This window comes from Edaphobacter paludis (genome assembly GCF_039993895.1).
GTDB lineage: Bacteria > Acidobacteriota > Terriglobia > Terriglobales > Acidobacteriaceae > Edaphobacter > Edaphobacter paludis.
Genome location: NZ_CP121194.1, coordinates 3,430,377 through 3,453,091 on the forward strand (window position 1 = coordinate 3,430,377; position 22,715 = coordinate 3,453,091).

22 protein-coding genes are annotated in these 22,715 nt (G+C 56.8%); 9 read left to right on the plus strand and 13 right to left on the minus strand.

The window, feature by feature from the left end; translation table 11 throughout:
* Positions 1 to 122 precede the first annotated feature (122 nt).
* Both htpG and P4G45_RS14310 read left to right on the plus strand, forming a co-directional pair.
* On the plus strand, positions 123 to 2,000 hold the full coding sequence (htpG, locus tag P4G45_RS14305) for a molecular chaperone HtpG (protein WP_348267154.1): 1,878 nt from the start codon (positions 123 to 125) through the stop codon (positions 1,998 to 2,000).
* Between the two features lie 163 nt (positions 2,001 to 2,163).
* Positions 2,164 to 4,101 (plus strand): alpha-amylase family glycosyl hydrolase, encoded by a 1,938-nt coding sequence (locus tag P4G45_RS14310; protein ID WP_348267155.1) that lies wholly within the window; start codon positions 2,164 to 2,166, stop codon positions 4,099 to 4,101.
* A gap of 123 nt (positions 4,102 to 4,224) precedes the next feature.
* Here P4G45_RS14310 and P4G45_RS14315 read toward each other — a convergent pair whose 3' ends face one another.
* Positions 4,225 to 5,925 (minus strand): ammonium transporter, encoded by a 1,701-nt coding sequence (locus P4G45_RS14315; protein ID WP_348267156.1) that lies wholly within the window; start codon positions 5,923 to 5,925, stop codon positions 4,225 to 4,227.
* Positions 5,926 to 5,991: 66 nt separating this feature from the next.
* On the minus strand, positions 5,992 to 6,330 hold the full coding sequence (locus P4G45_RS14320) for a P-II family nitrogen regulator (RefSeq protein WP_348267157.1): 339 nt from the start codon (positions 6,328 to 6,330) through the stop codon (positions 5,992 to 5,994).
* A 665-nt stretch (positions 6,331 to 6,995) separates the two neighbouring features.
* Here P4G45_RS14320 and P4G45_RS14325 point away from each other — a divergent pair.
* Positions 6,996 to 7,976 carry an aldo/keto reductase gene (locus tag P4G45_RS14325; protein WP_348267158.1) on the plus strand — a complete coding sequence of 327 codons (981 nt, stop codon included), beginning with the start codon at positions 6,996 to 6,998 and terminating at the stop codon, positions 7,974 to 7,976.
* Positions 7,977 to 8,148: 172 nt separating this feature from the next.
* On the opposite strand, the gene P4G45_RS14330 is transcribed toward P4G45_RS14325, so the two are convergent.
* The gene (locus tag P4G45_RS14330) at positions 8,149 to 8,505 is read right to left on the minus strand and encodes a helix-hairpin-helix domain-containing protein (protein ID WP_348267159.1); all 357 of its coding nucleotides are present in this window, start codon (positions 8,503 to 8,505) and stop codon (positions 8,149 to 8,151) included.
* 129 nt (positions 8,506 to 8,634) lie between these two features.
* On the opposite strand from P4G45_RS14330, the gene P4G45_RS14335 reads away from it, so the two are divergent.
* Entirely contained in the window at positions 8,635 to 9,666 is a 1,032-nt protein-coding gene (locus P4G45_RS14335) for an SGNH/GDSL hydrolase family protein (RefSeq protein WP_348267160.1), read from the plus strand.
* Positions 9,667 to 9,742: 76 nt separating this feature from the next.
* On the opposite strand, the gene P4G45_RS14340 is transcribed toward P4G45_RS14335, so the two are convergent.
* Entirely contained in the window at positions 9,743 to 10,048 is a 306-nt protein-coding gene (locus P4G45_RS14340) for a DUF3303 family protein (protein WP_348267161.1), read from the minus strand.
* 183 nt (positions 10,049 to 10,231) lie between these two features.
* Between P4G45_RS14340 and P4G45_RS14345 the strand changes: the two genes are divergently transcribed.
* Positions 10,232 to 10,411 carry a hypothetical protein gene (locus P4G45_RS14345; protein ID WP_348267162.1) on the plus strand — a complete coding sequence of 60 codons (180 nt, stop codon included), beginning with the start codon at positions 10,232 to 10,234 and terminating at the stop codon, positions 10,409 to 10,411.
* 170 nt (positions 10,412 to 10,581) lie between these two features.
* Positions 10,582 to 11,088 carry a DUF1003 domain-containing protein gene (locus P4G45_RS14350; RefSeq protein WP_348267163.1) on the plus strand — a complete coding sequence of 169 codons (507 nt, stop codon included), beginning with the start codon at positions 10,582 to 10,584 and terminating at the stop codon, positions 11,086 to 11,088.
* Here P4G45_RS14350 and P4G45_RS14355 read toward each other — a convergent pair.
* Positions 11,085 to 11,513, minus strand: coding sequence for a DUF1772 domain-containing protein (locus P4G45_RS14355; protein WP_348267164.1), 429 nt, complete (start codon positions 11,511 to 11,513; stop codon positions 11,085 to 11,087). The genes P4G45_RS14350 and P4G45_RS14355 overlap by 4 nt on opposite strands.
* 109 nt (positions 11,514 to 11,622) lie before the next feature.
* On the opposite strand from P4G45_RS14355, the gene P4G45_RS14360 reads away from it, so the two are divergent.
* On the plus strand, positions 11,623 to 11,985 hold the full coding sequence (locus P4G45_RS14360) for a helix-turn-helix domain-containing protein (RefSeq protein ID WP_348267165.1): 363 nt from the start codon (positions 11,623 to 11,625) through the stop codon (positions 11,983 to 11,985).
* On the opposite strand, the gene P4G45_RS14365 is transcribed toward P4G45_RS14360, so the two are convergent.
* The 7 genes from P4G45_RS14365 to P4G45_RS14395 form a co-directional block, all read right to left on the minus strand.
* Entirely contained in the window at positions 11,982 to 12,860 is an 879-nt protein-coding gene (locus P4G45_RS14365; protein ID WP_348267166.1) for a TIM barrel protein, read from the minus strand. The two genes, P4G45_RS14360 and P4G45_RS14365, sit on opposite strands and share 4 nt — an antisense overlap.
* Positions 12,861 to 13,004: 144 nt before the next feature.
* Positions 13,005 to 14,744 carry a GMC family oxidoreductase gene (locus P4G45_RS14370; RefSeq protein WP_348267167.1) on the minus strand — a complete coding sequence of 580 codons (1,740 nt, stop codon included), beginning with the start codon at positions 14,742 to 14,744 and terminating at the stop codon, positions 13,005 to 13,007.
* Positions 14,741 to 15,550: a gluconate 2-dehydrogenase subunit 3 family protein gene (locus P4G45_RS14375; protein ID WP_348267168.1), complete on the minus strand. Its 810-nt coding sequence runs from the start codon at positions 15,548 to 15,550 to the stop codon at positions 14,741 to 14,743. Before P4G45_RS14375 ends, P4G45_RS14370 begins: the two co-directional genes overlap by 4 nt.
* A complete protein-coding gene (locus P4G45_RS14380) occupies positions 15,547 to 16,515 on the minus strand; it encodes a hypothetical protein (RefSeq protein ID WP_348267169.1) in 969 nt (322 codons plus the stop codon). The genes P4G45_RS14375 and P4G45_RS14380 overlap by 4 nt, the downstream gene beginning before the upstream one ends.
* A gap of 5 nt (positions 16,516 to 16,520) precedes the next feature.
* Positions 16,521 to 18,275: a thiamine pyrophosphate-dependent enzyme gene (locus tag P4G45_RS14385; protein ID WP_348267170.1), complete on the minus strand. Its 1,755-nt coding sequence runs from the start codon at positions 18,273 to 18,275 to the stop codon at positions 16,521 to 16,523.
* 97 nt (positions 18,276 to 18,372) lie between these two features.
* Positions 18,373 to 19,467 carry an enolase C-terminal domain-like protein gene (locus P4G45_RS14390; RefSeq protein ID WP_348267171.1) on the minus strand — a complete coding sequence of 365 codons (1,095 nt, stop codon included), beginning with the start codon at positions 19,465 to 19,467 and terminating at the stop codon, positions 18,373 to 18,375.
* A 103-nt stretch (positions 19,468 to 19,570) separates the two neighbouring features.
* Entirely contained in the window at positions 19,571 to 20,650 is a 1,080-nt protein-coding gene (locus tag P4G45_RS14395) for a DNA topoisomerase IB (protein ID WP_348267172.1), read from the minus strand.
* Positions 20,651 to 20,832: 182 nt separating this feature from the next.
* Here P4G45_RS14395 and P4G45_RS14400 point away from each other — a divergent pair, with 182 nt between their 5' ends.
* Positions 20,833 to 21,324, plus strand: a complete 492-nt coding sequence (locus tag P4G45_RS14400; RefSeq protein WP_348267173.1) for a hypothetical protein — start codon at positions 20,833 to 20,835, stop codon at positions 21,322 to 21,324.
* 195 nt (positions 21,325 to 21,519) lie between these two features.
* On the opposite strand, the gene P4G45_RS14405 is transcribed toward P4G45_RS14400, so the two are convergent.
* Positions 21,520 to 21,786 (minus strand): hypothetical protein, encoded by a 267-nt coding sequence (locus P4G45_RS14405; RefSeq protein WP_348267174.1) that lies wholly within the window; start codon positions 21,784 to 21,786, stop codon positions 21,520 to 21,522.
* Between the two features lie 264 nt (positions 21,787 to 22,050).
* On the opposite strand from P4G45_RS14405, the gene P4G45_RS14410 reads away from it, so the two are divergent.
* Positions 22,051 to 22,710: a BON domain-containing protein gene (locus P4G45_RS14410; RefSeq protein WP_348267175.1), complete on the plus strand. Its 660-nt coding sequence runs from the start codon at positions 22,051 to 22,053 to the stop codon at positions 22,708 to 22,710.
* Positions 22,711 to 22,715: the final 5 nt, after the last annotated feature.

Below are 22,715 nucleotides of genomic sequence, written 5' to 3' on the forward strand. Positions count from 1 at the left end.
CGGCCTAACGCGCAAAATGAGAGCAAATGTCGCAAATCACCATCTGGCGGCGTTCCAGTTCTCCTCCCTCCCAGCCGTCCCCTTACCTATTCCGCTATTTTCTGGCAATAATTAAGGACGACATGTCTAAACAACAATTTCAAACCGAAGTCTCCCAGCTCCTGCAGCTGATCGTCCATTCGCTCTACTCACATCCCGAGATCTTCCTTCGCGAGCTCATCTCCAACTCCTCCGACGCTCTCGATAAGCTACGCCACCTCACCCTCACCGACGACGCATACAAAGCCCTCGTCGGCAACGGCATCGAGCCTCCGCGCATTGAGCTCGAGCTCAATGAAGACGCCCGGACCATCACCATCTCGGACACCGGGATCGGCATGAACGAGGAAGATCTCGTGTCGCATCTTGGAACCATCGCACGCTCGGGAACCAGGACCTTTCTCTCGCAGCTCTCCGGCGACCAACGCAAGGACTCCAACCTCATCGGCCAGTTCGGCGTCGGCTTCTACTCCGCCTTCATGGTTGCCGACAAGGTGGAAGTCATCTCGCGCAAGGCGGGTGACGACAAGGCGTGGAAGTGGATCTCCGACGGCAAGACCGGCTTCGAGATAGAGCCTGCTGAACGTGCCTCCGCCGGCACCACCGTCCTTCTCCACCTCAACGAAGAAGGGGCGCAGTACGCCAATAGCTATCGGCTCCAGGAGATCGTCAGGAAGTACTCCAACCACATCGCCTTCCCCATCTTCCTCACCTATGACAAGAGCGAGGGGAATGCCGAAAAAAAGGAGTCGATTAAATCCCGCGTCACCGAACAGGTGAATGCAGCCTCCGCGATGTGGCAGCGCTCCAAGTCCGAGCTCACCGACGAGGACTACAAGGAGCTCTACAAGTCCCTCACCGGCGACTGGGAAGACCCACTCCTCTGGTTCCACACCCGCGCCGAAGGCACCCTTGAGTACACCACCCTCTTTTACATTCCCGCCAAGGCTCCGCTCGATCTCTACCAGACCGACTACAAAACCGGAGTCAAACTCTACGTCAAGCGCGTCTTCATCATGGACGATTCAAGGGAACTCCTCCCGCAATACCTCCGCTTCGTCCGCGGCATCATCGACTCCGAAGACCTGCCTCTCAACGTCTCGCGCGAGATCCTGCAGCAGAACAAGGTCCTGGCCAGCATCAAGGCGGCCAGCGTCAAAAAGATCCTCTCCGAACTGAAGTCCCTCTCCACCAGCAATCCCGAGAAGTACGCGCAGTTCATCGCTGAATACAATCGCCCACTCAAGGAAGGCCTCTACGGTGACTTCGCCAACCGCGAGACGCTGCTTGAACTCATTCGCTTCAAGTCCACCAAGGTCGATGGCCTTACCTCGCTCGCTGAGGCCAAGGCACGCATGCAGCCCGAACAGAAGAGTCTCTACTACATCACCGGCGGCAACGAGGCTCTCCTCCGGAACTCGCCCCTGCTCGAGATATACAAGAAGAAGAACATCGAAGTTCTTATTCTCGACGACGACATCGACGAGATCGTCTTCTCCGCGATCGACAAGTACGGAGAAATCGATCTCAAGGCAGCCAACAAAGGCGCAGCTAGCGAAGATCTGAAGAGCGAAGCCGAGCCCGAGAAGGCCGAATCGCTGAAGCCCCTCATCGAGAAGCTCAAGGCCACGCTCGGCGACGCCGTCAAGGAGATCCGCATCTCGACACGCCTCGCCGACAGCCCCTCGGTCATCGTCTCCGACGAAGACGAGCCATCTGCCCGCATGCGTCAGATGATGCAGGCCATGGGCCAGAAAAACCTTCCAGAGCTGAAACCCACGCTCGAGATCAATCCCGATCACGAGATCATCAAAAAGCTCCTCACGAAAACCGACGATGCAGCCATACAAGACGCCGCATGGCTACTCTTCGACCAGGCCCTGCTTCTGGAAGGCGTTCCACTCAAAGACCCGGCGACCTTCGTCCAACGTCTCAATCGCGTGCTTAACCAATCCATCTAAACCGAAATCGCCTCCCCCGGGGAGGCGATACTTCGATGCTTGCAGACTGTTTTGAAAAATCTCCGAATTCCTCCTATTCGTGAGCCTGGAAACAGGTATATTCGTCTCAGTTCAGGCCCCGTTTTCGTGATTCACACCAGAGCTCGTTTGCAGGAGGTGTCTCATGCCTACTCAGGCCTTCTCGTCCCAAGTTCAGAGTGTCCTGGACGCCTATCTTACGGCGGCGCTAAACTCTTCGACCAATTCCGTGAACATCGACGGAAGATCCATGCAGGTCCCATATCCCTATCCCTCTCCGGCGGATTGGCGTGATTGCTGGATCTACTTTCTGCTGATCGATCGCTTCCATAACCCCAGCGCTCCGCCCGCCTTCACTTGGAACAAGAAGTACGGCTTTCGTCAGGGAGGCACCTTCAAAGGGGTTCAGGCGCAACTGACCTATCTCCAGCAACTGGGCGTCAAGGCCATCTGGCTCTCGCCGGTACTCAAAAATACGCGCCCGGAGATCGACGGGTTCGCCTACGCCTATCCTGGCTACAACACGCAAGACTTCTTCAGTCTGGAAGGACGTTTTGCATCCGACGGCACGGAAGCGACTGCCGAGATTGAACTCGCCGAACTCGTCAACGAGGCACACGCACGCGGCATCTACGTGATTGTCGACATCGTCCTGAACCACGCCGGCCGCATCTTTGACTATGTATGGCAGGACCAGATACAGCCTTCGTTCACCGATCATGGGTTGCTTTACGGGCCTCCCGGCAACGAACCGCCCATTCAGTGGATGAATGGATTCGGGGCACCCCGCGGCGATTGGCAGAACGAGGTGTCACCCGCCGGAGCCGGGCCGGATGACACAATCTGGCCGATCGACCTGCAACGTCCCGTCTTCTTCCGCAGACGCGGCTCCAAGGACTCGGATTCGCCTGGCCCCCCACTGAACTATGTGCCTGGCGACTTCAGCGTGATGCGCCAACTGTGCGCGGAGTACGACGCATCCGTCCCAGGTCAGGAAGCGCTGCGGGTCCAGTACGGTGTGTACCCGGTACTCAGCATCCTCATCCGTGCCTACCAATATCTAATGGCCAAATACGACATCGACGGCTACCGTATCGACACCGTGAAGTACGTGCGCGCGGATATGATTGCGACCTTCGGCAATGCCATGCGTGAGTTCGCCCTGAGCGCGGGCAAGCGAAACTTCTTCACCTTCGGCGAAATCTATGACTCCGACGGCACGATCGATGAGTTCGTAGGTCGCAACGGCCCGGACACTCAGGGATTTGGCATCGACTCTGCGCTCGACTTTCCGCTATTTTTTCAACTTCCCGTCGTCATCAAGGCGCTTGGTCCCAACCCACCGGGCGTCGAGCCCCTTGCCGCACTATTCAAGAACCGGAACATCGCCGAGGAAGGCCAAATCTCTTCTCACGGGGAGGCTGGGAAATACTTCGTCAGCTTCATCGATAACCATGACCAGAATGCCCGATTCAACGCGCCGGGCACTCCGCCCGAACAGGTCTCGATGGCGCTCGCACTGCTCTTCACCCTGCAGGGAATTCCGTGCGTCTACTACGGCACGGAGCAGGGGCTGCAGGGCACTATCGATGGCCTTGATGCGTGTGAATCGGTCCGCGAAGCGATGTGGGGAAACCTGCCTCAGCCGTTCAACCCCGCGTCCAGTTTTTATAAGTCGCTGCGGGCCATCGCAACTCTTCGTAACGGTGATACCGTCTTGCGCTATGGCCGTCTGTACTTCCGTGAAGTCTCCGGCAACGGGCACGACTTCGGACCATCCACCGGAGCAGGCGGAATTATCGCCTTTTCGCGGATACTGTCGAGCCGCGAAGTACTCGTCGTGGCGAACACCAGCGGTTCCAATGGATTCAATGGTGCGGTCCTCTGTGACGTCGATATTAACCGGAACGGAACAGCCTTTACCGTTGCCTACAGCAATAAGGGAACCACCGGCACCGGCCATACCACGATCGCGCCCGGAGTCATCTATGCCGGAGCTTCTTCCTCGCCCTCTTCGCAGATTGCTTCGCTGCCGATCCTTCTCGCTCCATGGGAAGTGCAGATCCTCGTGCCAAAGGTCTAATCGGAATTCGGCCATTCTGCAATGGCCATCGAGGCTGAAACGCAAGGCGGGTGTGCCATGCTGTCCATCTACGATATCAACTTAGTTGAGCTAGACCCGTTAGTAGAGGCTGCCAACTTATGCTCATTCTGGCCCCATAGAAAGCGTTGTAAGTGAGTCTTCGGGGTAGGCCACCATCCCGAACTCCGGCACATCCAGCCCTTGAAGCTCAACCTCTTTGGAGACACGCATTGGGCGAATCATGTTGACCGCCTTAAACACCGCGTAGGTAAACCCGAAGACATAAATCGCCATGAACGTGGCTCCTCCGAGTTGCAGGAGAAATTGTGTGGAATCTCCGTGGAGCAGTCCAGTCACGCCCATGCCGGTTTTTCCCAGGTATGATGTCACGCCCACGCCATTCCAGCCCGCGCCATAGGTACCATCGGCGAAGATGCCGACGCAAACTGCGCCAAACCAGCCGCAATACCCGTGTACCGAGATGGCTCCGCAAGGATCATCGACCTTGAGTATCCGTTCGTTGAAGAGCACACCCATGTCTACAAGCACGCCAGCCAGAATGCCTATGACCACTGCCGAGTTAGGTGACACAAATGCGCATGGAGCCGTGATTGCGACCAACCCTGCAAGCATCCCATTGCAGGCCATCGTCACATCTGGCTTTCCAAACAGGAAGTACCACAAGGTCATCGCCGCCGCCGCGCCAGCCACCGCTGCCAGATTGGTATTCACAGCGATCACCGAGATTCGCAGGTCGGTTGCACCAAGCGTCGAACCGGGATTGAAGCCCATCCAGCCAAAGAGAAGAATGAAGGTCCCTGTCACGACATAGACCAGGTTGTGCGCAGGAAACGCTCGCGGCTTCCCGTCGGCTCCATACTTGCCGAGCCGCGGACCAAGTATGACTGCAAGCGCCATGGCGCAAAAGCCGCCGACGCCGTGAACTACTGTCGATCCTGCAAAGTCCACATAACCATGGGCGAGATGCCTGGTTATGCCCAGTTGTGAGAGCCATCCGCCGCCCCACACCCAGCACCCGAACGATGGGTACAAAATACCACCGATGAAAAGCTCGCAGAGCAGAAATGCCCAGAAAGTAATCCGCTCGCAGATTGCTCCGACAATAATGTAACCAGCCGTCTCCATAAAGACGACTTCGAAGAGCACCAGGCAAAGCGAGCCGGAATCATATGCGGGCCCACTCAGAAAAAATCCCTTGCCGCCTAAGAATCCCCATAAGCCACTCCCGAGCAGGAAGTGATTCAGCGTAGGTGTGCCACCTAGATTTGTTGGAGCCGCATTGATTGCAGTGCCCCCGTACTGAAAGGCAAAACCGCAGACATAATAGGCGAGAAACGCAAAAACATATGCTGCAAAGTTCAACATCATCAAGTGCCCGGCGTTCTTCTTCCGTACCAGTCCGCATGTCAACAGGGCAAAACCAGCCTGCATGAATAGCACCAGATATCCGGTAAGTAGTGTCCACGAGAAGTTCGTGGCAATACGCATGTGGCCGACACTATCTGCAAGTCTTAGCGCGATGGGCTCTTTGGCGGACTGCGCCTGATAGGCATCGTAGGCTTTCTTATTCTGGGCATAATCCGGTGCCGTCTTATCGGTCGGTTCAGGAACTACAAGAGGATTCCCCGCAGCATCCGTAACTGCGGTCTTGTCTCCAGTAGCAAGACCAGCGGGATCGGGTTGAGCCTGCTGCTGTGCCAGCGCAAGGTTCATCGAACCACTTAGAAGCAACGCAGAAAGAAAATAGATGACTGTCTTTTTTAATGACCAGTGTATGCGGCGGCTGGAAAAAGTGTAGGGCATCTTAGGCTCCTTTTCGCTCCACGGCTACGGTATGGCTGGCCCGCAGTAATCAGAAATCGGCAGAATCTATATCGCGGTTGGACCACGCTCCCCTGTACGTATGCGGATTACTTCGTCAACGGAGCTCACAAAGATCTTTCCGTCGCCGATGACACCAGTGCGAGCACTCTCTATGATTGCTTCAAGCGCCGGTTCCAAAAGTTCATCGTTCACTACAATACTGATGTACAGCTTGGGCAGAACATCAACCGTGTACTCTGACCCACGGTACGTCTCCGTGTGCCCCTTCTGCCGTCCGAACCCTCGGGCTTCAAAGATGGTGGCACCGGTGATCCCCAAATCGTTGAGACTCTCTTTGACTCCATCCACTTGAGAAGGCCTGATCACAGCATCTATACGCTTCATCTCTAAGATCTCCTTTCCTGGACCTAGGAAACGGAAAGTCTACGCGGATACCGTAAGGCTTTAATCGACACGAACCTACTACAACCTATTTAGGTTGTAAATATAGAAATCATTGTTGAAGTTCTTGCTTGTCGGAAACGCGAAGTCGACCACAGCGGCACGATCTGTAAACATTGAAGAAGCAAAAGATGCGCGATCAAAAGTCAAAATTATGTGCTCTATCAAAATTATTTATCTTTGTTTTTAGCTCAGACGTAGCGATCGAATGCAAGGCTCCCAGCAAACCGAGAGTCATCTCCCCGACCGCGAAACCTTGACGATGCGATGAGATCTCGGCGTCGGGGACGCGAGGCCTGATCACCTCCCCGGAAAATTACCGCTGGAGCAGCTTCAACTACTACGTCACCGGCCACGCCATATCGAAATCGAATCCGACTGGACACACCGCCGTCGCGAACGCACAGACCACACGGTAATTGCACTACACAGTAGAGAATTTTGAGGTGAGAGCGAAATCTTTCGGCTGGGTGAACCCGCCCATCCTGTTGACGCATCCTATTTCAGGTACGTCTCAATTCCGCGCCCCCAACTTCATCGTAACAGCGCCAACTGTCAGCGTTGGCGGCTCAGGTTTAACACCATTCACTAGATAAGGAATTGAATTCATGACATCTACACTCACCTCTTTTAAAACGCGGCAGTTGGGCAATTCCGATCTCCACCTCACACCCATAGGCTTTGGTGCGTGGGCGATTGGCGGTGGAAACTGGGAGTTTGCCTGGGGATCTCAGGATGACAGCGAATCGGTTGCTGCCATCGAGCGCGCGCTCGATCTGGGCATCAACTGGATTGATACGGCGGCAATTTATGGCCTCGGGCATTCCGAAGAAATTGTCGTGAAGGCTCTGAAGAATACTTCTCACAAGCCCTACATTTTCACCAAGTGTTCCATGCGCTGGCATGAGGATCGCAGCATCTATCGCAGCCTCAAAGCGGCCTCGCTCCGTGAGGAGTTGGAGAACTCGCTGACGCGGCTGGGCGTTGAGACCATCGATCTCTATCAGATTCACTGGCCCGATCCGGACGAGGATATTGAAGAGGGGTGGGAGACGCTGGCGAAGTTTAAGCAGGAAGGCAAGGTGCGATACATCGGGGTCTCGAACTTCTCCGTTGATCAGTTGAAGCGCGCCATCAAGATTGCTCCTGTCACGTCGTTGCAGCCCCCTTACTCACTGCTAAATCGCAACGTTGAAGCAGAGATTCTCCCGTTCGCACAGCAGAACAACATCGGCGTGATCAACTACTCCCCGATGGCATCCGGCCTCTTGACCGGCAAGATGACGCGGGAACGGATCGAGAATATGCCGCAAGACGATTGGCGTCGCAAGGCCCCTCAGTTCAAGGAGCCCAAGCTCTCCCGCAATCTCAAGCTTGTGGAGTTACTCGCAGCGGTTGGCAAGACGCACGACGTAGAGCCTGGCGTCGTTGCAGTGGCCTGGACGCTTCACCACCCCGCGATCACGGCGGCCATCGTTGGAGCACGTCGTTCGGACCAGATTGAGGGCACCATCAAGGCCGCGAGCTTTCGGTTGACTGAAGAGGAATATCAGCGAATTACCGCCTTCCTCGATGCAAATCCTGCGTAAGCGGTCACCATGCAACACCGAAGAGCTTCAAAACTGAATCGCAACCGCGGTGCCACAGAACTCCGGGCGCCGCGGTTGCGATCTTCGATAATGGTGATGCGATATCGGCTATAGCCGCTTCACGATTTGTTGAACCAGGGCAGGAAGATGGCGGACATCCTTCAGGCACTCCTCATTTCACAATAATCTGGGCCTTCACCCGGTCGAACTCCGCACTGGACAGGATGCGCCTACGCACGAGATCACGCGTCGAAGCATACGGCCGGTGTTCGACGATCTTTCCTGCCAGCTCCGGAGTTACGCCCGGCAGCGTCTGGAGCTGAGCAGCCGATGCATCGTTGATGTTCAACGGTCCCTTCCTCGTAAGCCCCTCGGCAACGCCGCGAGCAATCGCGCCAGCGTCCCGCTTCGCCGCTGCCGTCGCATCCGCCGTATGCCGCTGCAGCGAATCGGTATTGTTCGGGGAGCACCCAACCACAAACAGAGCCAGCAACAGAAAGAACGCCGCTACGGAAACAGACTTGACCATGAATATGAGATGCAACGCTAGTACCTACCGGGTGGCCCACGCATAGAAATCCACCCCCTTGCCGAGCCAAAAAGTCTATGGCATACTTAGCTCCCCAATAGATATCCCACAAAAGAGGTAGAGGAAAATATGCGTCTCAGAATCGGTCTCCTGGTCGTAGCCACCTTCGCCACGTCCTGCAGCGTAGCTGTTGCCTCCCCTCTTTCTCCCAGCCAGGTTACCCAGATCGTGTCCTTCGGCGACAGCCTCTCCGATGCCGGCAACGCCTCCATCGCCACCCTCGGCGCCGAGCCCGGCCCCGGTTACGCGACCAGACCCGTCACGGGCGTTCCCTTCCCAGTCGGGTATTTCACCAACCCGCCCACCGCGACAGGCCCCGCCGGTCTCTGGGTCGACCAACTCGCTGCTAAGCTGGGAATCACCGACCCTTCACCGGCTCTCGCGCCTCTTGGCGGGACGAACTACGCGGTCGGCAGTGCAATGACCGGCAGCACAAACCCTGCCGACATGCAGAATCAGGTGAACCTCTTTCTGGCTACCCATCTAGGCGGCGCTTCCTCCTCAGCCCTGTACACCTTTTGGGGCGGTGGTGACGACATCCTCGGCGCCCAGAATCCGATAACCGCGGCCGACAACATCGCGTCACAGATCAAACAGGTCGCCGCCGATGGCGGGCACAACTTCCTCTGGCTCGACCTGCCTGGCCTGGGCGGAGTTCCAGCACTCAACGGTGATCCCGCCGCAGCCGCCGCGGCAAACTTTGCCTCCCTTGAATTCGATCAGGAATGGGCAACCCAGGTGAGCACTCTGGACAGTCTGGGGATCAACGTCATCGGAGTCAACATCGACACACTGTATAACGACATTCTGGCGAATCCGGGAGCTTACGGTTTCAACAATGTGACCGACGCCTGCATGGCAACCGCTGGCTGCAACCCCGATACGTTTCTCTACTGGGACAGCTTGCACCCCACAACTTCCGCCGATGCGCTTGTCGCCGACCTTGCCTATCAGGACGCCTTCGGTAGCACCGTCGTCACACCTGAACCGCCGACCATCACGCTATTCGTTCTGGGTGGGGCAGGCCTGCTCCTGCTCTGGCGCTCAAAGCGCAATCCGCTGGGCGCACCGCACGGTCTAGAAGGCAAAACATCAATGTAGTCCTGATGATGGCGAGCGGCTGGCCCATATATCCGGCTACCACAGTAGCGTGCTGCCATCTCAAACCGGCATCAGCCTAAGCCCAGGCTTTACCCATCCCATCGATCCCCGAGGCCGCCAGGTCTGCCGGACTCATGACCGGATGCATCTCGATCCCGGCATTGAACGAGAGCATCCACGGCTCGGCCATCGCTGGAATCTTCGATGCATCAGTTACGTCCACGACCACAACGCCGCTGCGTTGGCCATGCCGGTCCGTAAAGTACGCAGCCTCCGGCTTTACGTAGTCAAGAATCTTCTTCATTTTGGCTCCGGCTGAGCCATCCTTTACCGCTGCGTTGAAGGTCTCAACCGGAAACGTAAGGTACATAATCATGCGCATAGGAATCTCCTTCTACTGATAGCAATGTTGAGAGGGGGCCCTGTCACAGAAGGAGCCAAAAATACGCCCGCAAACGGAACGAGTCAAGCAAATTGCGCCGCTGCCCATACGACTGTTTCGCCGCGGTCGAAGCGTGGAATTCGTCTGCAAACGATAGGTGCCTGGAGTGATAGGCTTTTGCTTATGAATGGCCCGACCCTTCAAGAACGACTCGCCATCTTGACCGACCATCTTGCCGAAGCCGAACGGCGATACGCTGCAGGAGAACCCTATCCCGATCTCAGGGGAGGCTCCTGGCCCGAAAGAATCTCCAAGATCAAACAGCACATCGCCGACCTGCGCGAAATCATCGCAAACGAATAATTCTCATCGGATGAGACAGCCCTGAAATCTCGGGTTTACCCCCTTCGCGCTTTGCGAAGAGGGGAATGTAAACTGCCCCTAAGGCTCTGCCAAGACCATCAAACGTCACGAAACCGGCAGCAACCACTCAACCCAATCCCGCATTCCCGCCCAAATAGAGTTCATCCAGCATGTCTCAGAACCATATCCAAGAGCACATCGACCTGATAGCAAAGCACGAACAGGATTTTCTACTCCATCGCACCTCTGCGGAACGCCTTGGGGACTCGATTGCCGGCTTCGCCGGAAGCCTCCCGTTCGTTTGCATCCATCTGGCAATCTTCGCCGGTTGGATGGCGTTCAACACAGTTTCGTCCCCCCACCTTCGGCACTTCGATCCGCCACCTTATTCCCTTCTTGGCACGATTGTCGCAATCGAAGCCATCCTGCTGGCCAGTATGATCCTCATGCGTCAATCACGCATGAGCAGGCGCGCCGACGAACGCGATCATCTCATGCTGCAGATCCTTCTGCTGACCGAGAAAGAGATCACCGCCGTACTGGGAGTGGACCGGCAGATCGCCGAAAGAATCGGTCTTCAACAGGTAGCCCACGACAGGAACATCGAACAACTAAGCCAGGACACCTCAATCGACGACGTAGCGCAAACCATCAAAGACACACTACCGTCTGATTAGATTCGCCATAGCAGGCAGAAACCTGCAACCGCCAGAACCAGCACCCGAAGGCGGTGCAGATTGTCCCAGCGGCGATGCTGTTGCTGCCAGTCGGCGGCGGAGCGGGCGGCGATCCGGTTATTGATCGGGACGAGAACCACAAGGGTGAAGACGATCACACCGAGCCAAAGCACAGCCGCTGTCAGCAGCAAGGGGTAAGCAGCAGTGCCACGGTGTAGCCATGCCTGAACCGCAAGCAGCAGAAGACCGGCCCCGTACCAGAAGGGCATCACTCCTCCCAGCATTCGGGCAAAGATACTGAGCGCTTTAGCCTGCGGTTCGACGTCCAACTTTCGCATGACCGGATTGATAAAGGCGGAGACGCAAAACTCTACGCCAATCAAAACAAAGATGACGAAGACGGTGACGATATTGAAAAGGTGCATGAACACTCCCTGATTACGGCTTGGGAGAATAGACGCTGGACCGAGAACCGCTGATGCAGAAGGTTGTACTGACAAAGTTGTCAGTACAAAATGAAGTCAGGAGTTTTCCATGCCGGTCTCAAAGAAGGAAGTCTCGCCCTGTCCCATCGATGCGATGCTCTCGGTCATCGATGGCCGGTGGAAAGGCACCATTCTGTGGAGGTTGCTCGATGGCCCCATGCGAACCAACGAGCTGCGCCGCAGCATTCCCCAGATCACCGAGCGCATGCTGATACGCCATCTGCAGGAACTGGTGCAGGACGGCATTCTGGAGCGGCACGAGGAGAAACAAGTGCCGCCCTGCGTAAGGTATTCCATCTCCAGCTACGGGATGACGATGGTACCCGTGCTGGAAGCTATCTGCGTATGGGGGCGTCGGCATCTAGAGACAAGTCACCCGAGTAAGAGAGAGCGTCTGCCCTCCATTACCTAGCCCAGTTTCATCGCCTGCTGTGCGCTCACCCTGGCCTGCTTCAACGAAGCCACGGGATCGCTCGTCGGGTAGTATTCCATCGCAATCCAATGATCGTAGTGCAACTCCGCCAGCTTGCGATAGATCATGGTGTAGTCGATCTCTCCCGTTCCCGGTTCATGACGGCCTGGAACATCCGCGATGTGGATCAGGCCGACCCGGTCGATGTTCTTCTCAAACTTCTCGATCAGGTTCCCGAAGCTGCGCTGCTCATGATAAACGTCGTACAACACCTTCAAATTCGGCGTGTTAACCGCTTCGGCAATCTCAAACCCATCGCTCACGGTCGCCAGAAAGATCGTCGGATTCTCCAGAAAATCAATCGGCTCAATCACTATCTCAATCGACTCCTTCGCTGCCATCTCTGCGGCACGCTTCAGGTTCTCGATAGAGGTTTTCTTCTGCTCCTCCGGCCCGACGCTCTCCACCCGCTTGCCCGATAGCAGGATCACCTGCGGACACTCCAGTTCCTTCGCCGCTCGCAGGTGCTCTCCAAACTGAGTCAGAAAAGCTTCCGACTCGTCCGGCACCGCGAATCCCGCCTTCACTCCGCTCATTGAGTCGAAGACCATTCCGTGCGAGCGCATCCGCGCCATCACCTTCTGTCTCTCCTCGGGCTGCCACTGCTTGAACTCGCCAGTCAGTTCGATGCCCTGATAGCCGGCCTCCGCAACGATCTCCACACGCTGATCGAACGGGATCTGCCTCCCCAACGCCCACAGCATGTACGAGAAGCGCACTGGCTTCGCACCCTGAGCGGCGGCCAGGGCCCACTTTGGAGCGAGCAACGCACCGGTCGCTCCCATCGCTAACTGACTAAATCTCCGACGATTCATAACACTCCCCGCCGTCATACTTTTTTGAGCACACGAAGCTGTCCATCTTTCCATATCGAACAACTTCGTCTCAAGAAACGGCGACGCAGATAATAGTAACCGCCGACACGGAATTTATCCGCTGCAACAGTAGGATTTCAGATATTAAGTAAGTCTCGGAACGCCCTTGCCCCACGTCTCGGGCGGGGCAAACTCCGGGCGGAATCGCGGCGTCTCCATATCCCGATCATTCGAGGTAAACACTCGATCACCTTGCGAAACCAGGTAATCCGCAGTCCTCGCCGCCAGTGCCTGAATGGTGAGGCCGGGGTTCGCAGATCCCTGCGTCGGCATGATGCTGCCATCGCAGATGAAGAGATTCGGTATGTCGTGAGACCGGCCAAACTTGTCCACCACAGAGGTGCGCGGATCCGAACCCATGCGCGCCGCGCCGACCAGATGAGCATAACGCGCCTCGTGGACGACCTCCGTGGCGCCAGCCGCCTGCATCACTTCGGTCGTCTTCTTCGTGGCGGCTTTGATAAGGCGATGGTCGTTCTCGTGCAGGTTGAAGCTGACGTGAGCGATGGGAAGGCCGAAGCGGTCCTTCTCCTCCGCCAAAGTGACGCGGTTCTCGGGCCACGGAAGGATCTCGCCGAGAAAGCCGAAGCTGGCCCAGTGGTTGTAATCCATCATCTCCCGGCGCAGGCCCCATCCCCACGCCTTCTTCGCGGCGACCATCTGGTGGGCAAAGGCAATAGGCAGCGGGCCGACCGTCTGGATAGCGAAGCCACGCGCGAAGTCGTTCTTTGGATCAGTCTCATAGAACTCTTCGGTCAACGCATGGGCGGGCGGGGCCTTGTACATACGAACCAGTTGATCGAAGCGCCCGAGCACGACGCTTCCGGCCTGCGCCATCAGGTAGCGTCCTACGGTGTCGCTCGAATTGGCGAGCCCGTTTTCAAATCCAGGACAAGCGGAGTTCAAAAGAAGACGCGGCGTCTCTATCGCATAGCCACACAAGATGACTGATTTGGCGCGCTGAAAATGCTCTCCGCCATCCTTGTCAAAATAAAAAACGCCATTGACGCGGCCATCTCTGCCGACACTCACGCGGCTGGCCATCGAGTGGTCGCGAATCTCCGCGCCGCTGTGAAGCGCATCCGGCACATGCGTGATCAGAGTGCTCGCCTTCGCTCCAACTTTGCACCCTTGGATGCAGAAACCCCGATAGATGCAATGGGGGCGGTCTCCATGCGAGCCCGAAAGGATCGCCACCGGCCCGCCGATGGAGACGGGGATATTGAGCGCGGAACATCCTCGAATCAACGCATTGCCCACGCCGCCCATGGGGTGCGGTCCATACGGATAGCCATGCGGATGCCCCCACGGGTAGTAGGCTGGCCCGGCAACAGGCATCTCCAGTTCAAGCTGCTCGTAGTAAGGACGAATCTCTTCGTACGTGATCGGCCAGTCCGCGCCGACGCCATCGCGAGTATAAACTTCAAAGTCCGAAGGGTGCAGCCGCGGCGTAAACGCCGCCCAATGCACGGAGCCGCCGCCTACGCCTCTGCCACAATTATTGGCACCAAGCGCAAGGGGATCGGTGCCCCCAGTCACTCGCGGATCTTCCCAATAGAGTTCGTGCGAGCCAGCCTCATCGCTCACCCAATCGCGTTCCGTGTCCCAGAAAGGACCAGCTTCAAGCCCGACGACATTGAAGCCGGCGCGCGCAAGACGCTGCAACAGAACGCCGCCAGCAGAGCCTACACCGACAATAACGTAATCCACCTCTTCCAACTCTTTAAAACGGCGCATCGGAAGGTCGATGTGCTGCAGCGCGCCAAGCATATGCTTCTTACTGTCTGCCGGTGATTCAAACGATCCAAGAAACGGTTTCTTCACGACTGCCTCTCCCGCACTTTGACGTGCGACCGATGCTGAAGGGCCTCGGTAAGAAATTCATGCGTCGCCTCGATCTCGTCGGAAGCCGAGTGCAAAGGAGCCACCCACTCGTAGCGGTGCTCTTCCACTTCCCAAGGCTCCGCTTCACCGCGCTCAAGGCGCATATAGGCCCGGGGATACGCAGGTCCGCCGAAGCCGATCTCGTCCCATGCCCAGGGATGTGCATAGTAAGCCTCGATTGCGTCACCGATGATCAGTTGCCAGAAGCGATGCACCGACATGCGCTTCCAGATTTCTTTTGCGGCCTCGGGCTTGCCATCATGAATAGCCTTCAATACCAGATCCTGCTGTAGATGCGGAAGCACAAGAAAATCTCCGCCATATCTCTGCTGCGCCTCCTGCTGGATGGCGTCGAGCCCGAGACGATAGGCATCGCGATCATGGGGCATGTCTTCGAACCGATACCCGGCCGTCCGATCATGACTCAGCCGGTCATCCAGTGCAGGAAGGATAGGGATTCTGCGATTCGGCGCGCGATCTGTCTGCGGAATGAGATGGTCGAAGACAGTGCCCCAGAACTTCGCCTCGTCTGCATTGAAGAATCGTAGAGTCGAAGGATTGTCGACCCGTTCCGTGACCACCTTGCGCGTGGCAGAGTCCCAGAAAGACTGTTGCGAAAGGGTGCTGAAACCAGCGTAATAACCAGGCTGCAAACGAGGAGGCAATGCCTCCCCGGTATTCGGGTCTATCGGAAGAAGAGCGGAATCCGGCTCCTCAGCAATTTGCTTTAGATCTCGACGGTTCATCGTCTCCTCCGTCCCAGCATGCTGGCCAGAATGCCAAGCATTCCCGCTGCGCCGAAGAGCAGCGGCGCGAATATAGGTGGCCCGTACATGATGTTGTAGACGATGTGCTTGCGTCCGCCGGGCCGGCGAAGAACACCGCGCGCGTGATAAAAGAATCCCGCTGCAGCATCGGCACAAGATAACACCGACAGTGCAGGCAGCACGGTAGTCGCAACCTTGCGGCTTTTGACAGCGCCAAAGGCCGAAGCAGCAAGCATCGGAGCGAGGATCACGGGAGTCCACTGCGCCTTGTATCGAAAGTTATTTTTGTAGTGCGAGTACCACGCCTCAAAACCGCTCAGCAATGCGCTGATGCCGGTAGCAATCGCCATCTGACGCTGGAACCGGCCCTCGCGCATGTCCTGCTCGACCGACAGAACTTCGCGACTTAGCTTCCGAGGAAGCACCCGAGTGAGCCCCGTATCGAGATGTTCAGGAGATGCATTCTTCAGTAACCTCGGACTATCTTCGCGCCGTAGAAATGAAGCAATCAAGCCGAGATAAGCGCTCGTGCCGAATAACAGCGGCGCAAAGATCGGAGGCCCCATAATCATGTTGACCATGGGCAGACGCCAGCCGCCGGGTTTGCGCTGCACGCCGCGCACATGGAAGTAAAAGCCGATGGCGGAGTCAACCAACGTAAATGCAGAGACGGCTCGAAGGACAGTACGGGCAGCCCAGCGGTTGAAAAAACCGGCAACACCAGCGCCTGTCAATGCAGCGCTCAGGATCACCGGCGTATACATCACCCGCTGGCTGTAGCTGCCGCGATAGTGTTCATACCCCACCTCAAGCCCGCTCATCAGGCTGGAGAACGCCGTCAGAAGAGAAAGGCTGCGCTGGAATCGCCCCTCGCGAATATCGTTTCGCACGATCTCCAGATCATGCATTGGCCTTTGAAGCGAAAGCTCTTCGTCAGAAATCATCCCCTTCAAATGACCTCACGAATCTTGTCTTCCGCAATGTCTTTGATGATGGACATCCCATGCTTTTGTCCGCGGAGAATGGACTCGGCAAACTTGATCGCCTGCTTCGTCGTGGCCTTCCCTGGCATCGGCGGTTCATTGGGATCGACCACGGCCTGTATGACCGCAGGTCCATCGTGCCGCAGTGCCTCAATGAGAATTCGTTCCACGTCTTCCGGCCGTTCAATGGTATATCCCGCCGCGCCGCATGCTTCGGCAACCTTGGCAAAGTCGATGGGCTGCAGCTCCACGCCATACTCCGGATTGCCCTCCAGAATCATCTGCTCCCACTTGATCTGGCCAAGCACATTGTTCTTGATCACGATGACCTTGACCGGGAACTTATATTTCACCAGCGTCGCCAGTTCTCCCATCAACATCGTGAGACCACCATCGCCGACAACGCACACTACCTGCCGCCCAGGGAAGGCAGCGGCGGCACCGATGCTGTACGGCAGTCCATTCGCCATCGTCGCAAGCGAGCCGGAGAGAGAAAACTTCATCGTGCCGCGCATCTCGATATATCGCGCAGTCCACGTCGCAATGGTTCCGCTGTCCGACGAGACGATGGCGTCATCATCGAGCAATTTATTCAGCGTGTGTGTAACAACCTGCGGCTTCAGCGGCATGGAAGTTCGCGTGCCGCGCTCCTCCATCAGCTTGTTCCAACTCTTCATGTTCTCTTGCGCTGTCTTCAGGAACTTCTTCCCCTTGTTCTCCTTCAGCAGAGGAAGAAGGTCAGTGAGAATAGCTTTCGAGTCGCCGACAAGACCAATATCCACCTGATGACGCAGGCCGACGCGCGCGGCGTCGATCTCGATCTGAACGCACTTCGCCTGGCCCGGCTTGGGCAGAAATTCCATGTAAGGAAAGCTTGTGCCGATCATGATGAGCGTGTCGCACTCATCCATCACATCGATGGAAGGCGCTGTGCCCAACAGGCCGATGCCTCCCGTTGTATAAGGGCTGCGATCTGGAAGTACGGCCTTGCCGAGCAGCGGTTTGATGACCGGGCCGCCAACGAGTTCGGCAAGCTGAGACACTTCTTCGCGGCAGTGCAATGCTCCTCTGCCGGCAAGGATCGCTACTTTAGATCCCGCATTGATAATGTCCGCAGCCTTGCGAATGAGCGCCGAATTCGGATGGGCCGATGACGGCGCGCTCCAGTCGCCGCTGTGTTGCGGCACGTTGCCGCCGCTGCGGTGCTTATCAGAGACGGGCCACTCCTGAATGTCTTTGGGGATAGTGATGTGGGAGACGCCGCGACGCGCATAAGCCGTGCGGATGGCAGCATCGACGCAATTCACAGCATGAGTCGGCCCCATCACTCGCTCGTTGAAGACAGATACATCCATGAACAACTTGTCGAGGTCGACATCCTGTTGGTAATCCATGCCGATCAGGTCGTGAAACGTATGCCCTGTGATGGCGAGAACCGGCTGCCCATCGCACTTGGCATCATAGAGACCATTGAGAAGATGAATGCCGCCGGGTCCTGAAGTAGCCACGCATACACCAATGCGGCCTGAGTATTTAGCGTATCCAACCGCAGCAAATGCTGCCGCTTCCTCATGCCGCACTTGAATAAATCGAAGTTTGTCTTTATGTGTTCGCAGTGATTCGAAAAAGCCATCTACGCCATCGCCAGGAAAACCGAAGATGGTATCCACTCCCCATTCCAACAGGCGTTCCACGATAAGATCAGAAACTTGCTGCGCCATGAAAGACTCCTCTTCCTTATTAGGTAAGAGGCTTTTGTATCGCAAAAGGATGCTCTTGCCCAATCTGCGCTCGGATGATGTGAAAGTGACTCACCCTCTAAATCAGATAAGCCGCAGCGTCTCTTTCCTTTAGCTCCATACCCATGCCCGCCCGGCTGAGATCGGGAGACATGCTTCCCGAAACCGGCTCGCAGAAGCCATCGAAAAACATTCGTTCGATACGGGCATGGTCATGAAAAAACTCCATGTGAATTGCCCGAGGCACAGCGCAGCAGACATGAAGATGCATGCTCGGCCCGCAATGAGAAGAGAGTGGAACATTATGCGCCCAACAGAGAGCAGCCACGTCCAGAAAGCCGCTGATGCCTCCGCAGCGCGTCGCATCCGCCTGTAAAACGGTGACAGCCTGAGCGTCGAGCATCTGGCGGAAGTACCACGCGGTATAGCCATATTCGCCCGCAGCCACGTCCATCCCCGCAGGCACATGCATGCGCACTTGATTGAGACCAGTGAGATTGTCGGAGCTTACCGGCTCTTCAAACCACGTGACCGCCTCTTCACCGAAGACCTTCGCAAGTTGAATCGCCTGTGCGACCGTGTAAGCTCCGTTGGCGTCGACAAAAAGCTTTGACGCCTCGCCGATAGCGCGCCGCGCCGTAGTGACGCGATGCGGATCACGCGCGGCATTCGTGCCCACCTTCATCTTCATCATCGTGAAGCCCTGCTGCGCCCATCCTCCAAATTGCGCGGTGAGCTGCTCGTCCGTGTACGAGGTAAAACCGCCGCTGCCATACACAGGAATCGAATCGCGTACCCTTCCTAGGAGGCTTACGAGAGGAACATCCAGAAGCCGCGCCCTCAAATCCCACAGCGCATTATCGATGGCAGAGATAGCCATCATCGCCACACCCGTGCCTCCAAGATTGCGGACCGCTCTCCACATGGCCTGCAGAATGGCACCGTGAGCAAAAGCATCCTGCCCCAGCACAACCTGATGCAGCAGAGTTTCGACAAGCTTGGCGGTCGAGCTATCTGCGTAGGTATACCCAAGAGCACGCTTGCCGCCTGCTTCCAGACGTACCAGCACCATCGTTGTACTGTCCCACGAAAATGTCCCATCCGCCTCGGGAGCATCCGTTGGAACGGTGTAGACAGACACACTACCTTTCGTTAGCTTCGCATCCTGCGTCATGAGCACCACCTGAAGAGTTAGGTGGGAACTTCGGCTTAAATGGTTGTAACCGCCGCCCCAGTCAGCCGATTATCAGAGACTGGCTTCGACAAGTTTCCAATCTCTAAGCCACGGCAAGCGCAACCCGCTGCTGAAGCAGCTTCAACAGTCTCGCCTCCTCCGCCCGCAGAGCCTCTTCCGCATCCACCTCTTGCTCCTGCACGCGCTTCACCGCCTCCATGACCCCGTTCATATAGCACTCCAGCACCGCAGGATGCACATAGCACTTCCGGCAGACAGATGGTGTGTTCCCCAGCCGGGCCGCGACCTGCTTGATCGCCTGCGCCACATTTCTCTTCGCTTCCGTCTCCGAATCGAAACCGGCAACCTCCCGCAGCGCAGCGCACGCCAGCACCGATCCCGCCCACGTCCGAAAGTCCTTCGCAGTAAACTCCTGACTCGAGATCTCGCGCAGATATTCATTCACGTCCGCCGAATCCACCGAGTGGTACGTCCCATCTCTATCGACGTATTGAAATAACTCATACCCCGGAATGTCCTGACATCGCTCCACGATCCGCGCAATCCGACGGTCTGTGATATCGATCGTATGTTTTACGCCGCTCTTGCCCTGAAAGCTAAACGTCACCGTCCCACCATCCACCTCAACATGCTTGTTCCGCATCGTCGTCAGCCCGTACGACTTGTTCTGCCGCGCATACTCTTCATTGCCCACGCGGATCAGCGTCGTCTCCATCAGACGCACAATCGTGGCCAGTATCTTTGGCCGTGGCAGCCCGGGCATCGCCAGGTCCTGCTCCACCCGTTCTCGAATCCCCGGCAACGCCGTGCCGAACAAGATCATCCGCTCATACTTGGTCTCATCACGCACCTCGCGCCATCGCGGATGATACCGGCTCTGCTTCCTTCCCTTCGCATCCCGTCCCGTGACCTGCAGATGTCCCTTCGGATTAGGACAGATCCACACCCCCGTCCACGCCGGTGGAATCACCAGCGACTTGATCCGAGCCAGCGTCTCCTTGTCGCGCACCGGTTTGCCATCGCTATCGATATAGCGGAATCCCTTGCCTGCTCGCTTACGCTGAATCCCCGGCTTCGCATCAGAGACATAGCGCAACCCCGCAGCCTTCGCCGACTCGGCAGGATCGGTGACAATCTCTAAAATCTGTTTCCGTCGGGTCAAGATCTATTCCTACAAAACGCATCAAGAAGGCATCTGAAAATCTTGGATGCAATCCTCGGCCACGCGTCCATCCTCCGCGCGCAAAACTTTCCAAGCGGCCTTTGACGCGCCGCCGTCATCAAACCAACAATATCCAGTTCGCGGGCAACTGCCATGCGACCGGATCGAGGAGCCCCATCCGCATGGCAAAAGATTGGATCGAAAGTTTAGCAAGCGATATTAAACAGAAGAACCACGAAGCCGCAGAACTATACGGACGCGAGCAACACAACGCCGCTATCATCGCCGATCTGGGCATGCCCTTCTTTACCACCCTCGCCTCCTGTCTCGAAGAAGACATCGCCGAGATCAGGCGTGAGTTGCAAGGCGATCTCACCTCCTCGGACACCACCTTCCAGATCATCAACGGCAATGACGTAAAGCTCACTCGCAGCCGCTTCCCCTGGTTCGACGCCCACGTCACCCACCAAGACGCGAAGATCGTTCTCGACTACGCCAAAGATCGCGGTGTCGCTGGCGACCCCAACCTCGATCGCAAAATCGTCCACTTCGACTTCAACGTAGCCACGGACGACGGCTTCTCCATCCAGGAAGCATTCAGCGACAATCCCCGCCGCTTCCAAACTCCGGAAGAGCTGGCAAAACACATCATCGAATTGCTCTTCCAAATCTAACGAACGCTATCGCGGAATATCGCGTACGCAAGAAACTCCCGTCGAACAGGCGTGCCCAGAACCAGGCCCCTTGCTGTTCATATAACGGCTTAGCCCTGCGCGAAATGCTTGGAAACTCATCAGACCCTTCTTAAGAAGTTTGAGTAGCCCGCGCAACGCAGCCCTGAGATATGAAACAAAATCAATTGGAGGAGATCACTCCCACTGCGTCTTGTGCCGCTCCACCCACCAGCAGGCGTCATTTCCTCTCCGCGGAAAGACGGACCGGCTGCAAGTTACCGGCACTACGCCCATAAAGTCATACTCCATCTTGTTCCCCTTCAGCGGAGTCGCCAGCAACTGGTTCACCTGCACCACTCCGACCGGTCCCCGCCGGATCTGAAATACCACCCAGTCCCCGAGATAAAGCAACAGCCCCGCTACTACCGCCCCCAACAAGATTCGCAAGATCCATCGCTTCATCCGCTCCCCCACGTCAACTCATCCCGATACTAAATGCCTCCCTGCGCCCACCATCGGCAGCGGCAGAGGCACGCCTTCTAAAAGCAACTTCCTCAATTCCCCGACAACCTGAAGAGCATCCATAGCATCATCCATATTATGGCCGGGATTTTCATCTGGTTTCGACGAGACCCCGAAAGCCGCAAGCTGAATCGCTGGACTCGATAGAACTGTAAGCAGTATCTTTTTTCGAACCGCAAATCACATCGCTACGGGAGAGAAACAATGGCACGTTCCAGATCTCTGACCATCGCAGCCGCCGCACTTCTCAGCCTCACTGCCTTCGCCGCTCCAGTCTTCGCCCAGAGCGCCCCCTCCAGCTCCACCTGGTCCCAGGAAGACACCGTCCGCATCATTCAAGAAGTCCAGAAGAAGATCAGCAGTCTCCCCGACTACGACGTCTTCGACTGGATCACCTTCGGCATCCACGGCAAAACCCTCGTCCTCAACGGTTACGCCTCCCGCCCAACTCTCAAGGATGAAGCCGGACGCGTCGTCAAAGGCATCCCCGGCATCTCTTCCGTCGAAAATAATATCGAGGTCCTTCCCTACTCGCCGAACGACGACCGTGTCCGCGCCGCCGTCTATAACCGCATCTACACCTCGCCCACGTTGCGCAGATACAACGCCAACCAAGGCGATCTTGGCCGCGCCATCGGTCCGGGCGCAGGTATCGCCCTGGCCGCCGGCGGCATCACCGCCAATCCGCCAGTCGGCTACCATGCCATCCACATCATCGTGAAGAACGGCAATGTCATCCTCTACGGCGTCGTCGCGAATCAAAGCGATGCAGCAGTCGCCGGAATGCAGGCCAACTCCGCTCCCGGCGCTTTCGGCATCACCAACAACATCATGGTCGAAGGTGCTCCATCCAAAGCCAAGTAGTCACA

Bases quoted from the DNA above. Each gene is read 5' to 3' on its own strand.
- P4G45_RS14325 (WP_348267158.1), top strand. From the start codon at position 6,996: ATGACATCTACACTCACCTCTTTTAAAACGCGGCAGTTGGGCAATTCC.
- P4G45_RS14385 (WP_348267170.1), bottom strand. From the start codon at position 18,275: ATGGCGCAGCAAGTTTCTGATCTTATCGTGGAACGCCTGTTGGAATGG.
- P4G45_RS14365 (WP_348267166.1), bottom strand. From the start codon at position 12,860: ATGAATCGTCGGAGATTTAGTCAGTTAGCGATGGGAGCGACCGGTGCG.
- P4G45_RS14310 (WP_348267155.1), top strand. From the start codon at position 2,164: ATGCCTACTCAGGCCTTCTCGTCCCAAGTTCAGAGTGTCCTGGACGCC.
- P4G45_RS14330 (WP_348267159.1), bottom strand. From the start codon at position 8,505: ATGGTCAAGTCTGTTTCCGTAGCGGCGTTCTTTCTGTTGCTGGCTCTG.
- P4G45_RS14375 (WP_348267168.1), bottom strand. From the start codon at position 15,550: ATGAACCGTCGAGATCTAAAGCAAATTGCTGAGGAGCCGGATTCCGCT.
- P4G45_RS14335 (WP_348267160.1), top strand. From the start codon at position 8,635: ATGCGTCTCAGAATCGGTCTCCTGGTCGTAGCCACCTTCGCCACGTCC.
- P4G45_RS14390 (WP_348267171.1), bottom strand. From the start codon at position 19,467: ATGACGCAGGATGCGAAGCTAACGAAAGGTAGTGTGTCTGTCTACACC.
- P4G45_RS14340 (WP_348267161.1), bottom strand. From the start codon at position 10,048: ATGCGCATGATTATGTACCTTACGTTTCCGGTTGAGACCTTCAACGCA.
- P4G45_RS14380 (WP_348267169.1), bottom strand. From the start codon at position 16,515: ATGATTTCTGACGAAGAGCTTTCGCTTCAAAGGCCAATGCATGATCTG.
- P4G45_RS14350 (WP_348267163.1), top strand. From the start codon at position 10,582: ATGTCTCAGAACCATATCCAAGAGCACATCGACCTGATAGCAAAGCAC.
- P4G45_RS14315 (WP_348267156.1), bottom strand. From the start codon at position 5,925: ATGCCCTACACTTTTTCCAGCCGCCGCATACACTGGTCATTAAAAAAG.
- P4G45_RS14320 (WP_348267157.1), bottom strand. From the start codon at position 6,330: ATGAAGCGTATAGATGCTGTGATCAGGCCTTCTCAAGTGGATGGAGTC.
- P4G45_RS14405 (WP_348267174.1), bottom strand. From the start codon at position 21,786: ATGAAGCGATGGATCTTGCGAATCTTGTTGGGGGCGGTAGTAGCGGGG.
- P4G45_RS14355 (WP_348267164.1), bottom strand. From the start codon at position 11,513: ATGCACCTTTTCAATATCGTCACCGTCTTCGTCATCTTTGTTTTGATT.
- P4G45_RS14400 (WP_348267173.1), top strand. From the start codon at position 20,833: ATGGCAAAAGATTGGATCGAAAGTTTAGCAAGCGATATTAAACAGAAG.
- htpG (WP_348267154.1), top strand. From the start codon at position 123: ATGTCTAAACAACAATTTCAAACCGAAGTCTCCCAGCTCCTGCAGCTG.
- P4G45_RS14345 (WP_348267162.1), top strand. From the start codon at position 10,232: ATGAATGGCCCGACCCTTCAAGAACGACTCGCCATCTTGACCGACCAT.
- P4G45_RS14360 (WP_348267165.1), top strand. From the start codon at position 11,623: ATGCCGGTCTCAAAGAAGGAAGTCTCGCCCTGTCCCATCGATGCGATG.
- P4G45_RS14410 (WP_348267175.1), top strand. From the start codon at position 22,051: ATGGCACGTTCCAGATCTCTGACCATCGCAGCCGCCGCACTTCTCAGC.